We start from the raw sequence: 13,131 nt of genomic DNA, 5'->3' as shown, positions 1-13,131 counted from the left end.
CGGCGCAGGCGCCTAGCCCGCTGGGCTCAATCGGAATGGCGCAGCAGTGCATGGATGGCAACCGGATTGGTCACCAGATACCGCATCAGCAGGCGCCGCGGTTCGAGCCATGTGCGGTAGGTCCATTCCAGGCCGGCCTTCTGCATCCATGAGGGTGCCCGGCTGTTCTTGCCCGAGATAAAATCGAAGAGGCCACCGGCTGTCTTGATGACACCGACGCCGCGCAGACGATCGATGTTGCGGGTGATGAATTGCTGCTCCAGCGGAAAACCCAGGCCGACCCAGAGAATATCCGGAGCCGCCGCGCGGATATCCGCCAAGACCTCTTCCTCTTCCTCGGGCTTGAAAAAGCCGTTGCGGCGTCCGGCAAAAACGAGATCCGGATAGGCAAGACGCATCGCATCCACAGCGCGCGCATTGATGCTCTCTTCCCCACCGAGGAAATAGAAGCTGACGCCTGCCTTCTGTGCCCGTTCCGCCACGACATGCACCAGATCGGTGGTCGCGACACGTTCGCTCAGCGGATGGGAAGAATAAATCCGGGAAAAGTGCACCATCGGCATGCCGTCGGCATGGATCTGGTCGCTTTGCATCATCAGATCCTGCAGCGCCCGATCGCGGGCACAGAGCGCGATCACCTGGCCGTTGGCCGAGGACGAATAAAACGGCCGTTCCTGCCGGCCCCGCGCCTCCAAGGCCCGCCGGATGAAATCGTCGGCGGTTTCGGCCATGCCGATGCGCGCGATCGGCAAGCCGCCCAGCAATGTGGTCGTAGCTTCCACTGTCGGCACCTCTACCGATGATTTCAAACCAAAGCTTGCCAACGAAGACCCTGAATGCAGCACGAAGGGCAGGCCCGGCCTGCGTGTTTACCGTTGTGGTTTACGCTAGATATATGCCTCTCGCCGTTTTTCACAATTCGAATCGCCAGCGATGGTTAATGCACGCGATAATTGCATCGATAAAGAACACAAAGCCAGAAGTGGGAAAACTCCAGTCCCGAAATGAGACGGAAGAGCCTTGAGGACGGCATCGGGCCGCGGAAGAGCACCCTTTGCGAAATGCCTGTGTCGATGATGACGACACACCTTGACGCCGCGCTCCGGAAGAATGAGCAATGGCATCCCACACCCGCCGTGAGGGCGGCGGGTCGAGATTGTTCAAGGAGCTTTGTAAATGTCGATGCGTGACTTCATGCAGCCGGGGCGTTCGGTTGCGGTTGCCGAAAAGGGAATGGCGGCAACCTCCCACCCGGCTTCGACGCTGGCGGCGCTGGATATCCTGCGCCAGGGCGGCAATGCCGTCGATGCCGCCGTGGCGGCCGTTGCCGTGCAATGTGTCGTCGATCCGCATTCGACCGGCATCGGCGGCGACTGCTTTGCGCTCTACGCACCGGAATCCGGCAAGGTGGTTTCGCTCAACGGCTCCGGCTGGGCGCCTGCCAAGGCCAATCTCGATTTCTACCGCGAGCGCGGCATCGAAGCGATCGGCGAGACGTCGGTGCATTCCGTCACCGTGCCGGGCGCGATCGACTCCTGGTGCCGGCTGATCGAAAACTTCGGCAAGCTTGATCTCGCCCAAGTGCTGGCACCGGCCATCGATGCCGCCGAAAACGGCTACCGCATCACGCCGCGCGTCTATCTCGACTGGCAGCGTTACCGTGACCAGCTCGAAGTCCATCCGGCCGCGACCGAACATTACCTGCCGAACGGCCGCGTCCCCGCCATCGGCGACCGCATGGCCAACCCCGCCCTCGGCGCCACGCTGCGCGCCGTCGCCAAGCATGGCCCTTCGGCCTTCTATCAGGGCGCCGTCGCCGAAGAGATCGTCGATGTGCTGAAGGCCGTGGGCGGCCTGCACGAACTCGACGATTTCGCTGAATTCTCGACCTTCCTCACCGAGCCGATCTCGGCGGACTATCGCGGCCATACCCTGCTCGAATGCCCGCCGAACGGACAGGGACTGGCAGCGCTGATCATCGCCCGCATCCTCGAATGTTTTGATCTCTCGGACGCCTCGCTGAGCGAAGCCGACCGCGTTCATATCCTGGCTGAAGCGTCGAAGGCAGCTTATGCGCAGCGCGATGCGATCGTCGCCGATCCTTCCGCCATGACCACGGATGTAGCCGACGTGCTGACCGACGCGGCCATCGATGCCCTGAGGGCGAAGATCCGCATGGACCGCGCCACGGCCGGGCCGGAATGGGATCTGCCTGTCCACAAGGATACGGTCTATGTCACGGTAGTCGACAAGGATCGCAATGCCATGTCGCTGATCAACTCGGTCTTCTGGGCTTTCGGCAGCGGCATCTACGCACCGAAATCCGGCGTGCTGCTGCAGAACCGCGGCATGGGCTTTTCGCTGAAACCGGGCCACCCCAACGCCATCGCCCCGCGCAAAAGACCGTTCCACACCATCATTCCAGCCATGCTGCAGAAGAACGGCAAGGCCGTGATGCCTTTCGGCGTCATGGGCGGCCAGTATCAGTCCACCGGCCACGCACAGATCCTCACCGGCATGCTGGATCGCGGCCTCGATCCGCAGCAGGCGAGCGAAGCACCGCGCAGCTTCGCTTTCGAAGGCACGTTGTCGCTGGAAACCACCTATTCCGAGGCGATCAAGACCGATCTCGAAGCCCGCGGCCATCGGGTCGAGTGGGCCGATGAACCACTCGGCAGCTGCCAGGCGATCTGGATGGACCACGAGCGCGGCGTCTTGCTCGGTGCAACCGACCACCGCAAGGACGGGATCGCGCTCGGCTACTGATAATCTGAACCGGCGAAGGCGGCACTCTGCTTGCCGCTTTCGCCCCACATTTTGGACCGCCGGTGGCATCGCCAAGACACCAGATCATCCCGCCAAACCCTTGAATTATGGCGGAAACCGTTTGCATCGGGGCGGCGGCGATGATTTGCTGACGGCAACGGGCAAACACAGTATTTTGGGATTATCATGTTCGATATTTTCTGGCGCGGCGTCGCGATCGGCATCGGCGGCACGGTTTTCATGGATGTTTGGGCGATCATTCTCGCCCGGTTTTTCGGTCAGAACCCACCGAACTGGGCGCCGGTCGGCCGCTGGTTCTGGCATCTCGGCCGCGGCAAGGTGTTTCACGACAACATCGCCAAGGCGGAAAGCCATCCGAACGAACTCGCGATCGGCTGGATCAGCCACTACGCTGTCGGCATTCTGTACGGCCTCATCCTCGCCGTTCTGTGGGGGCCGGCCTGGCTCGTTTCGCCGACCTTCCTGCCGGCTTTCATCGTCGGCATCGTGACGGTCGGTGCCGGCTGGTTCCTGCTGCAGCCGGGGCTTGGCATCGGCTGGGCGGCATCGAAGACACCGAACCCCAACAAGGTACGCGCCCTCAATCTCGTCGCCCATACCGTTTTTGCGCTCGGCATGTATGTGACCGCATTGATTATCCGGTGAAATCAGGCGGATTGGAAGCGGCACCCATGTCGCTTTCGTCTGGTCAACGCAACGGTCTCCGGCCAAGGGCGTTTCTTTGCGCCCGGCGGGATCCCGACCTGTTTATCCCACAATATCAGTGATATCTTCCCGGCTCTGCGCTGCATCGGTGGTCGTGCAGCAGGATGAGAATGTCGTAGACAGGCTCTGGTCGCGGCTCGGCAAATTCTAAAATCCGCACTCAACAGCAACTGGGGTCGCAATCAATGGCAGAGTTTCCGAACAAGGCGAAGGTGGTCATCGTCGGACTGGGTGGCATCGTCGGTGCCTCGATCGCCCATCACCTGATCGAACGCGGATGGGACGACATCGTCGGCATCGACAAGTCGGGCATCCCGACCGACATCGGCTCGACCGCCCACGCCTCCGACTTCTGCTACACCACCAGCCACGACTACCTCTCGGTCTGGACGACGCAATATTCCATCGATTTCTACGAAAAGATGGGCCACTACGCCCGCATCGGCGGCCTGGAAGTGGCGCGCACCGGCGACGACACCTGGATGGAGGAAATCAAGCGGAAACTGTCCTCCGCCAAGGCCTTCGGCACCCGCGCCCACTATGTCAGCCCGGCCGAGATCAAGCAGAAATTCCCGCTGATCGAGGAAGACCAGGTGATGGGCGGCATGTTCGATCCCGACGCCGGCCTCGTCATTCCGCGCTCGCAGACGGTTGCCGGCAAGCTGGTCGATGCCGCTGAAAAGAGCGGCAAGCTGCAGGTCTTCTCGAATACCCCGGCCCAGTCGCTGATCGTCGAGAACGGCCGCATCAAGGGCGTCGTCACCCATCGCGGCACGATCATGGCCGATTACGTCATCGTCTGTGCCGGCATCTGGGGCCGTCTCATTGCCGAGATGGTCGGCGAAGACCTGCCGGTCATGCCGGTCGACCATCCGCTGACCTTCTTCGGCCCGTACAACGAATTCGAAGGCACCGGCAAGGAAATCGGCTTCCCGCTTCTGCGCGACCAGGGCAACTCCGCCTACATGCGCGATACCGGCGACCCGAAGACCACCGAGGGCGGCCAGATCGAGTGGGGTTATTACGAAACCGACAATCCGCGCCTATGCCACCCGCGCGACATTCTCGAAAAGAACGAGGCCCGCCTTTCGCCGTCGCAGCGCGACCTCGACATGGAGCAGATCCTCACCCCGCTGGAACGCGCCATGGAGCTGACGCCGATCCTCGGCGAGCTCGGCTATAACGAAAGCCATTCCTTCAACGGCCTCTTGCAGGTCTCCGCCGCCGGCGGCCCCTCCTGCGGCGAAAGCCAGAAGGTGCGCGGCCTGTGGTATTGCGTCGCCATCTGGGTCAAGGACGGCCCCGGCTACGGCAAGCTGATCGCCGACTGGATGACCGACGGCCGCACCGAAATCGACCACAATTCGATCGACTACGCCCGTTTCTATCCGCACCAGCTGACGGAAGAATTCATCGAGGGCCGCTGCTACGAGGCCGCCCAGAAGATCTACTTCCCGGCCGTTCACACCCGCGAACCCTACGGCACCGGCCGCAACGTCAAGCGCTCGCCTTTCTACGAGCGCGAGAAGGAACTCGGCGGTTACTTCATGGAACTCGGCGGCTGGGAGCGTGCCCATGGCTACGCCGCCAACGAGCACCTGCTCGAAAAATACGGCAACCAAGTCCCGGTGCGTGAAAACGAGTGGGATAACAGGCACTTCTGGCGCGTCTCCAATGCCGAGCACCTGGCGATGAGCGAGGATTGCGGCATCGTTAACCTGTCGCATTTCCACATGGTGGACATCGAAGGTCCCGATCACGTCGAGCTGCTGGAATGGCTCTGCGCCGCCAAGATCGGCGGCGATGCCAACATCGGCAAGGGCGTCTACACCCACTTCCTCGATGACGAAGGTATGGTGCGCGCCGATTTCACCGTGTTCCGCATGGCCGACCGCTGCCGCCTGGTCAACGGCGCCGATGCCGGCCCGCGCGACTTCCATTACATGAAGCGCGTCGCCGAGGATCGTGGCCTCGATGTCACGATCACCGACGTATCGGAAAAATTCATCACCATCGGCATCTGGGGTCCTAATGCCCGCGAAACGCTGAAGAAGGTGGTGGCCGATCCGGCCGGCCTCGACATCGAAAACTTCGCCTTCGCGGCCATCAAGCAGATCGAGATTGCAGGCAAGCCGGTCACCGCCTTCCGCATCTCCTATGTCGGCGAGCAGGGCTGGGAACTGCACATGAAATACGAGGACGGCCTCGCCGTCTGGGATGCGTTGCGCGCCACCGGCGTCATGGCTTTCGGCGTCGAGACCTACGCCAACTCGCGCCGCATGGAAAAGAGCCTGCGCCTGCAGAATGCCGACCTTTTGACCCAGTACAACCTGATCGAAGCCGACCTTGCCCGCCCGAAGGTCAAAGATGCCGATTTCCGCGGCAAGGCCAAACATCTGGAATACAAGGCACGCGACCACCAGCCGGCCATGCTCTGCACGCTGGTCATGACCAAAAACGTCGATGCCAAGGGTGTGAAGCGTTATCCGGTCGGCACGCTGCCGGTCATCGATCCCGAGACGGGTTTGGTGCTGGTCGACGAACTCGGCCGCCGCTCCTACACGACGTCGATCGCCTTCGGTCCGACGATCGGCAAGAACATCGCGCTCGCCTATCTGCCCTGGTCGCATTGCCAGGTCGGCCGCAAGCTGAACGTCGAATATTTTGCCGAGACCTACCCGGTCGAGGTGGTCGGCATCGGCTACAAGCCGCTCTACGATCCCGAGAACCTGAAGCCGCGCACGTAGGCGGAATTGCCCCTCACCCTAACCCTCTCCCCGCTTGCGGGGAGAGGGGACTTGCCACACGCTACGTCGAATGTGGCGGAAAGGGCGCGGCACACCCCCTTCTCCCCGTCAGAACGGGGAGAAGGGTCCGCAGGACGCAGGCGGATGAGGGGCTTTTCCCCACGCCAACTTCTACGCCCTATTTTCCCCCATCCGCGCGAAAGCAGCTGGATCGGCAGACCGCAGCCGGCTCGCCATCAGGAAACCGACGATGCCAGCAACCGGGATGAGGGCCGGCAGGATGATGCCGAGCGCGCCGCCCTTGGTGCTGGTGAGGTCGCCGAAGTTGATGAAGATGTAGACGAACAGCGCCGCCATGACCAAACCCGAAACGGCCGGCAGGATAAGGGTCGCCAGCGGCGAACCCGGCTTGCCGGACTTGCGGAAGAAGGCGATGACCGACAGCGAGGTGATGGTCATCATGCCGAGTACGCCGAGCGTACCGACCTGGCTGATCCAGGTGAACATGTGCAACACCGGATCGAGCCCCAGCCCCGCAAAGATCGCCAGCACCACCAGCGCCATGACCGACTGCGTCACCGAGCCGACATGCGGGCTCTGGTGTGCATCATGCGTACGGCCGAAGGCGGACGGCAGCAGGCCTTCGCGGCCGGCGACGTAGCAATAACGGGCGATGTAGTTGTGGAAGGCGCTGAGTGCCGCAAACAGGCTCGACACCAGAAGCAGGCCCGCAATCGCCGGCACCGGTCCGCCGACATATTGCCCGGCGAGGTCGAAGAAGAACGAGGTCGGATCGGCAAGCCCGCCGACGGTCGGCATCAGCTTGTCGGCACCGACGCCGGCAATCATCAGCCAGGTGGTGAAGACGAAGAACACGCCGATCATCAGCACCGAAAGATAGGTGGCGCGCGGAATGGTCTTTTCGGGATCGCGGGCTTCTTCGGCATAGATGGTCGTCGCTTCGAAACCGATGAACGAGCCAAGGCAGAAGAGCACCGCCGCCGTCAGTGAACCGGAGAAGAAGGCACCGCTGTCGAAGAAATTGAACGACAGGCCGCTCGGTCCACCCGATCCCAGGATGGCGAAATCGACGACGAGCACGACGAGATATTCCAGCGCCACCAGCACGATCAGCACTTTCGCCGACAGATCCACCTGCCGGTACCCCAGCACCGCCACCAGCAGGATGGCAATCAGGCTCCACCCCCACCACGGCAGGACAAGGCCGAAACCGGCGAAGACACCGGAGGCGATGCCGCCGAGCAGGCCGATGAGGCCGAACTGCATGGCGTTATAGGCGACCACGGCGATGATCGCCACCGCGCCGGCCATCCGTCCGCCGAGGCCGCGGGCGGCATAGGCGTAGAAGGCGCCAGCGTTGTTGACGTAGCGCGACATGGCGACATAACCCACCGAGAAGGCGAGCATGATCAGGGTCATCAAAAGAAACGTCGCGGGCACGCCCGTGCCGTTGCCGATCAGGAAGGCGATCGGCACGGCGCCGGCGACACCGGTCAGCGGCGCCGCCGCCGAGATGACCATAAAGGTTACGGCGATGAGGCCGAGGGAATTTTTGCGAAGCCTGTTCGGCCCCGCATCGGATGTATCAGTCATTGTCCTCTCCAGTTCCAGGTTCCCGAATGCCGATCTTTTTGTCGGCCCAGTCAGTGAAAAGGCGGCGATTGATCCTTCGCCGCCCCCGTCTTCAAATGGTCGAGCCGAGCTGCACCGCCCGGCGATAGGCGCGCTGGCCGTAGAGCAGGGCTGCCGGACTTTCCGACAGCCTGACCGACGTCACGCGCCCGACGATGATGTGATGCGTTTCCCACGGCATCGAGGTTGCGACCGCGCATTCGAAGCTCGCCGTCGCCCCGTCGAGCAGCGGCTGGCCCTGCGGCCCTTGCGACCAGGCCGCCCGCGCAAACCGCTCGCCATGATCGGCCGCCGAAAGCCGGCCGGCGAAAAGATCGGACAGCTCCCGCTGGTCCTCATGCAGCAGGTTGGCGCAGAAACCACCATTTTTCAGGATCGCAGATGCCGCCGGGCTCAGGTGATGCAGGCAAACGAGCAGCGATGGCCCAGCTCCATCGGCGGAGACGGAGGTGAGCGAGCTGACCGTGACGCCGAAACGCCCGGCCTCGCCATCGGTCGTCGCCACGGCGACGAAGGTCGCCGCCCGGCTCATGCCTTCCAGAAATTGCATGCGCAGGTCTGATGTCATCGTGCTACCCCAAATCGAAGAAACGTTGCAGTTCCACGTCAGGCACTTTCTTGCGGAATTCATCGAACTGGCTCTGCCGGCTCGTCGCAAAGGCATCGACGAAACGGTTGCCCAGCCAATCACGGGCAAAGGCCGAGCCGCGCAGACGCTCGATCGCTTCCGGCATGGAACGGGCGAAATCCGGTCCCTCGCCTGCTTGCGCGTAACCGTTTCCGGCCACTTCAGGCTCCGGCTCGATGCCTTCAATGATGCCGGCGATGCCGGCGGCCACAGTCGCGGCGACGGTAAGATACGGGTTGGTGTCGGCGCCCGGCAGGCGGTTTTCCACCCGCAGCGATCCGGCGTCATGGCCGACGATGCGGAAGCAGGTGGTGCGGTTTTCGTAACCCCAGGTGAGGCCGGGCGGTGCAAAGGTGCCGGGTGCAAAGCGGCGGTAAGAATTGACGGTCGGCTGGAAGACCAGCGTCATGTCACCGATATAGCGCTGCAGCCCGCCGATGAAATTCCGGAAGAGCGGCGAGACGCTATTCTTCTGCGACGGATCATGGAAGACGGACTTGCCGTCCGTGCCGGTGAGGCTGACATGGACATGGATCGACTGGCTGTCGGCATCCTCCGTCCAGCGCGGCATGTAGGTGATGCATTTGCCCTGGCGCAGCGCCAAGGCCCGCAGGAAATTCTTGAGCAGGATCAGCTGGTCGGCCGGCTCCAGCCCGGTTCCGGCGGCAATGCAGGCCTCGAGAAAACCGCCGCCGATCTCTTCATGCATCTTGGCGATGTCGATGCCGAGCGGTTCGCACATCTCTGCCACCGCCTCGTACCACTCGGTCTGCTGCACCTGGTAGAGCACGAGGTCGTGGCTCTTGTGCGGGGTGGCGGTCTTGAGGTTGCGGTAGCCCTTTTCGCGCGCACTTTCCGGCGTTTCGTCGAAGAGCGTGTATTCCAGTTCCAGGCCGTAGCGGGGAACGAAGCCGGCCGCATTGGCCCGCTCCAGCACCCGGCGCAGGATCGAGCGCGGGCAAAGCTCGGCGGAAGCACCGGAATAGTTGGAGAGCACCAGCAGGTCATGGCCCGGCTTCGACCAGGGAAGGCGACGGACGGTGGACGGATCGACCGTCAGCGGATCGTCGTGGAAATCCGAGGTATCGTCCGAAACGCCGGGGACGTTCAGCACGACATCGGTCGGATCGAGCGCCAGCGTCACCGGCGACATGCCCATGCCATTTTTGGCGATGCCTGCGAGCGAGCGTGCAGAGACCATCTGGCCACGCAACAACCCGTTGGTATCGGTCATGGCAACGGTGGCGAAGCGGCTTGCGGGGTCTGAAAGAAAGGCGTCGAGGGTCATCTGTGCTCCGGTTGCGCGTCGGTCGGCGGCTTGAGGGCGGCAAGGGCTGAAAGATCGTCCGCTGGCCGGGTGGAATAGGCGCGCAGGAAAACGCCGAGGCCGTTGCGGATGTAACGTTCGATGGTGGCGCGGTCGGGCAGCGTATCGGGAATATGCAGCGCCCTGTTGCGCGGGGCAGACAGGATCAGGCCCCAGAGATCTTCGGCGGCGAGTTCGGCATCCTCGAAAACGAGCCGGCCTTCCTGCCTTTGCAGGTTCAGGTAGGAGATCATGCCGGCCAGCAGCCGGTCCGGACCGGACGCCTGGTAGGCGCGACCGACATCCGGCGCCCGGTGCGCTTCGGCAATGATCAGCCGAGCGAGCGACAGCATGTCCGGCCGGAGCACGGTTTCAGCGTAGTGCCAGGAGAAGGCGTAGAGTTCGGCCACCATGCCGGAGGCGGAGGGATGCTCGAAATCCGCCAGCATGTGATCGCGCTCCTGCGTCAGCATGGCGGTGAAGAGTTCGTCCTTGGAGGGAAAATACTGGTAGAGCGTCGGCTTGGTGAGGCCGGCACCGGCAGCGATATCGTCCATCGAGGCGCCGACATAACCCTTTTCGGAAAACACCTGGAGTGCGGCATCGAGGATGCGCCGTTCGCGTTCGATCCGGTTCTGCTGGCGTTTGGGAAGGGCGGTCATGCGGGCAACTCCGAGAGAAATTGCGCCAGTATGGCATTGTATCGGTCCGGACGCTCGACATTGCAGACATGGCCGGCACCGGCGATGGTCTCGAAGCGCACGAAGGCGTGCGGAGCGCTGTCCGCGATGCGGCCGGCCACGCTGCGAATTTCGGCGGGCGGGGCAAGCCGGTCGTGTTCGCCGGTCATCATCAGCACCGGCATGGTGAGCCGCGAAAAATCGAACCGTTCCGGCGGATGAGTGAAGCAGTTGAGCGCATCGCGATAGGTGGCGGCCGGGATCGCCGCCATCGAGGCGCGCAGTCTTTCACGCACCTCCTCATCGGCGTCCGGGCCGGCCAGCACGTTGACCACGGCGGGTGCGAAATCGGCTGGCGTCTGCCCGGCATCGAGTGGTACCTGTCGCGAACGGCGAAAGGCCTCGCGCTCCTCGGCCGGCGCCTCGGACATGCCGGTGCAGCCACCGGAGAGCACCAGCCCGGCCAGCCTCTCGGGATGGCGCATGGCAAAGGACGTGGCGATCCATGATCCGTAGGAGAGGCCGCAAAGGACAAGGCGATCCGCCTTCAGCGCTTCGGCAACGCGCAGGATGTCGGCGCAATAATCTTCGATCGTGCTCTGGGCCGGGCCGAGGGCGCTGCCGCCATATCCCCGGAAATCGAGGGCGGCGGCCCGCATGAAGGGGGCGGTAGCCTGCAACTGCGGTATCCAGTTCGAGCGCCCGCCGCCGATGCCATGTAGGAACAGCAGCAGTGCACCCTGTTGCGATGACGTGGCGGTCAGTGCCAGACGCGGACCGTCATCGACGAAAATCGTTTCGAGCAGCACCGGTGATGCACCGCCGGAGACGGCCGATTCTGCGGGGGTTGCGACCTGTTCCGGCAGGCCTTCGCCTTCAGCTTTTTCCGAAAGCGCGGCCAGTCCTGCCTCGAAAATCATCCGGGTTCCCGCGGCGATGCCTTCGGCCCGGCCGGCAGGCGCTTCGATGTCGGCAGACCATGTGATGACGCTGCCGCCCTCCTCCCGCGCCGAGATGGCCAGCCGGGCGACATAACGATCGGCGCCGGTTATGCCTTCGAGATGGGTATAGACAAGCGTCCGGTCGCTGTCGGAGCGATAGACGAGCTGTTCGCGGTAGAGCGTTTCTTCACCCTTGACGGTGAAGGCGCGGATCAGGGCACCGCGCGCATCGCGTTCCGCCTGCATCCGGTCGATCGCCGGATGCCACGCGCCGCAGAAATCGCCGGCAACGGCCCAGACGGCGGAGGGCTCCGCCGCCGAATAACCGAAGACCTCCACCCGCTGTTTCGCCATGTCTCAGCGCAGCCCCTTGAGCGTGCCCGACGTGCCGCGCCACAGCGAGGAACGCGCGCCGCCCTCGTCGCCCGGCGCCTTGTCGAGTTCGTCCATGTCGTAGAGCGTCAGGACGGAGAGATAATCCTCCATGATCTCGGAGGTATAAGGCAGCATCAGCGCACCGCAGCGGCTGTCGCGGTACATGCGCTCCAGCGGCAGGGATTTCAGCATCGACTGGCCGCCGCAGGTGCGGATAGCAAGGGCGGCGATTTCCTGCACGCCTTCCATAACGTTGAATTGCGCCGCATACATGCGCATGACCTGCGCCTTGGAGGGCATGCCCTGCGCCTCCATGAACACCTGCCACCACAGCGCCCGCATCGAGGCAAGCTTGGTATACATCTTGCCGACGGTGATACGCTTGGTGCCGAACATGCGGCGGTCGGCCGGCGGCTGGCCGGGCACCTCGCCGCGCAGATAGGCGACGGTGAAATCGAAGGCGCCCTGGGCGACACCCATATAGGTCGGCGACAACGTCGCCATCATGTGCGGCCAGTGCGGCAGGGTTTTTATGAAGATGCCGCGCGGCATCATCAGGTCGTCCTCGGTGACGAAGACATCCTTGAGCACCAGGTCGCGGCTGTTGGTGCCGCGCATGCCGAGCGGATCCCAGGAGCCGGTGACGGAAAGCCCCGGTGCATCCTTGTGCACGACGAAGATCATCGTGTCCTCGTGGCGCGGCTCGATGCCTTCGAAATGTTCGGTGCAGACGATGGAATAATAATCGCAGTAGCCGGCGAGTGAAGCGAACTTCTTGAAACCGTTGATTTTCCAGCCGCCCTCAACCTTGCGGCACGACGTCTGAGCCGGCTTCGACGTCCAGTTCTGCCCGGCTTCGGAGATCGGCTGCGAATAGATGCCCTGCTCCTTCACCGCCCGGCGGAACTGCCGCTCGCGCAGCGGCGCGAAGGCGGCACGGTCCTCGTCCGTCAGATTCGGCAGCTCGTACATGAAGCGCGACCACATCATCGACGAGTTGTGCATGTTGAAAGTCAGCGCCGTGGCGCCGCAATATTTGCCGATCTCGGCGCCGACCATGGCATATTCGCCGAGGCTGAAACCGTGGCCGCCGAATTCTTTCGGCACGGTCAACGTCAAAAACCCTTCGGCGGCGAGATCCTTGTAGTTCTCAACCGGAAAGGACGCCTCGTCATCGATGCCTTTTGCGCGCGGGGCAAAACGCTCGCGGCCCAATTCGTTGATGCGCGTCAGCACATCGAGCACCTCGGGCCGGATGCGGGAAAGGTCGTAATAATCTGCGGGTTCGCTCATCAGTCAGTTCCCTTGA

Annotated in this window: 10 protein-coding genes; 3 read left to right on the top strand and 7 right to left on the bottom strand. The window is 63.1% G+C overall.

Features of this window, described 5'->3' with window-relative positions:
* Positions 1-26: 26 nt before the first annotated feature.
* The gene (locus ACSQ3I_RS10010) at positions 27-731 is read right to left on the bottom strand and encodes a WecB/TagA/CpsF family glycosyltransferase (protein ID WP_435998987.1); all 705 of its coding nucleotides are present in this window, start codon (positions 729-731) and stop codon (positions 27-29) included.
* Between the two features lie 451 nt (positions 732-1,182).
* On the opposite strand from ACSQ3I_RS10010, the gene ggt reads away from it, so the two are divergent.
* From ggt to ACSQ3I_RS09995, 3 genes are all read left to right on the top strand, one after another.
* Positions 1,183-2,766 carry a gamma-glutamyltransferase gene (gene ggt / locus ACSQ3I_RS10005; RefSeq protein WP_435998985.1) on the top strand — a complete coding sequence of 528 codons (1,584 nt, stop codon included), beginning with the start codon at positions 1,183-1,185 and terminating at the stop codon, positions 2,764-2,766.
* Positions 2,767-2,952: 186 nt separating this feature from the next.
* Positions 2,953-3,432, top strand: coding sequence for a DUF2938 domain-containing protein (locus ACSQ3I_RS10000; protein ID WP_435998421.1), 480 nt, complete (start codon positions 2,953-2,955; stop codon positions 3,430-3,432).
* A 245-nt stretch (positions 3,433-3,677) separates the two neighbouring features.
* Positions 3,678-6,239, top strand: a complete 2,562-nt coding sequence (locus ACSQ3I_RS09995; RefSeq protein WP_435998419.1) for a GcvT family protein — start codon at positions 3,678-3,680, stop codon at positions 6,237-6,239.
* Positions 6,240-6,410: 171 nt separating this feature from the next.
* Here ACSQ3I_RS09995 and ACSQ3I_RS09990 read toward each other — a convergent pair whose 3' ends face one another.
* The 6 genes from ACSQ3I_RS09990 to ACSQ3I_RS09965 all read right to left on the bottom strand — a co-directional run bounded on the left by ACSQ3I_RS09990 (position 6,411) and on the right by ACSQ3I_RS09965 (position 13,115).
* Complete coding sequence (locus ACSQ3I_RS09990) at positions 6,411-7,853, bottom strand: APC family permease (protein ID WP_435998417.1); 1,443 nt, start codon at positions 7,851-7,853, stop codon at positions 6,411-6,413.
* A gap of 91 nt (positions 7,854-7,944) precedes the next feature.
* A complete protein-coding gene (locus tag ACSQ3I_RS09985; RefSeq protein WP_435998415.1) occupies positions 7,945-8,460 on the bottom strand; it encodes a flavin reductase family protein in 516 nt (171 codons plus the stop codon).
* A 4-nt stretch (positions 8,461-8,464) separates the two neighbouring features.
* The gene (locus tag ACSQ3I_RS09980) at positions 8,465-9,808 is read right to left on the bottom strand and encodes a glutamine synthetase family protein (protein WP_435998414.1); all 1,344 of its coding nucleotides are present in this window, start codon (positions 9,806-9,808) and stop codon (positions 8,465-8,467) included.
* Positions 9,805-10,488: a TetR/AcrR family transcriptional regulator gene (locus ACSQ3I_RS09975; protein WP_435998412.1), complete on the bottom strand. Its 684-nt coding sequence runs from the start codon at positions 10,486-10,488 to the stop codon at positions 9,805-9,807. The genes ACSQ3I_RS09980 and ACSQ3I_RS09975 overlap by 4 nt, the downstream gene beginning before the upstream one ends.
* Positions 10,485-11,801: an alpha/beta fold hydrolase gene (locus ACSQ3I_RS09970; RefSeq protein ID WP_435998410.1), complete on the bottom strand. Its 1,317-nt coding sequence runs from the start codon at positions 11,799-11,801 to the stop codon at positions 10,485-10,487. The genes ACSQ3I_RS09975 and ACSQ3I_RS09970 overlap by 4 nt, the downstream gene beginning before the upstream one ends.
* Before the next feature lie 3 nt (positions 11,802-11,804).
* The gene (locus ACSQ3I_RS09965) at positions 11,805-13,115 is read right to left on the bottom strand and encodes an acyl-CoA dehydrogenase family protein (RefSeq protein ID WP_435998408.1); all 1,311 of its coding nucleotides are present in this window, start codon (positions 13,113-13,115) and stop codon (positions 11,805-11,807) included.
* Between the last annotated feature and the right edge of the window lie 16 nt (positions 13,116-13,131).

Origin of the sequence: Rhizobium sp. LjRoot30, from assembly GCF_964253915.1 — a bacterium.
Taxonomy (GTDB): Bacteria; Pseudomonadota; Alphaproteobacteria; order Rhizobiales; family Rhizobiaceae; genus Metarhizobium.
The sequence above is the reverse complement of the archived record's forward strand: the minus strand, read 5'-3'. Positions and strand labels throughout refer to the sequence as shown.

What these genes read in the sequence shown, in the direction of transcription:
- ACSQ3I_RS10010 (WP_435998987.1), bottom strand. Translation starts at nt 731, where the DNA reads ATGGCCGAAACCGCCGACGATTTCATCCGGCGGGCCTTGGAGGCGCGG.
- ggt (WP_435998985.1), top strand. Translation starts at nt 1,183, where the DNA reads ATGCGTGACTTCATGCAGCCGGGGCGTTCGGTTGCGGTTGCCGAAAAG.
- ACSQ3I_RS10000 (WP_435998421.1), top strand. Translation starts at nt 2,953, where the DNA reads ATGTTCGATATTTTCTGGCGCGGCGTCGCGATCGGCATCGGCGGCACG.
- ACSQ3I_RS09995 (WP_435998419.1), top strand. Translation starts at nt 3,678, where the DNA reads ATGGCAGAGTTTCCGAACAAGGCGAAGGTGGTCATCGTCGGACTGGGT.
- ACSQ3I_RS09990 (WP_435998417.1), bottom strand. Translation starts at nt 7,853, where the DNA reads ATGACTGATACATCCGATGCGGGGCCGAACAGGCTTCGCAAAAATTCC.
- ACSQ3I_RS09985 (WP_435998415.1), bottom strand. Translation starts at nt 8,460, where the DNA reads ATGACATCAGACCTGCGCATGCAATTTCTGGAAGGCATGAGCCGGGCG.
- ACSQ3I_RS09980 (WP_435998414.1), bottom strand. Translation starts at nt 9,808, where the DNA reads ATGACCCTCGACGCCTTTCTTTCAGACCCCGCAAGCCGCTTCGCCACC.
- ACSQ3I_RS09975 (WP_435998412.1), bottom strand. Translation starts at nt 10,488, where the DNA reads ATGACCGCCCTTCCCAAACGCCAGCAGAACCGGATCGAACGCGAACGG.
- ACSQ3I_RS09970 (WP_435998410.1), bottom strand. Translation starts at nt 11,801, where the DNA reads ATGGCGAAACAGCGGGTGGAGGTCTTCGGTTATTCGGCGGCGGAGCCC.
- ACSQ3I_RS09965 (WP_435998408.1), bottom strand. Translation starts at nt 13,115, where the DNA reads ATGAGCGAACCCGCAGATTATTACGACCTTTCCCGCATCCGGCCCGAG.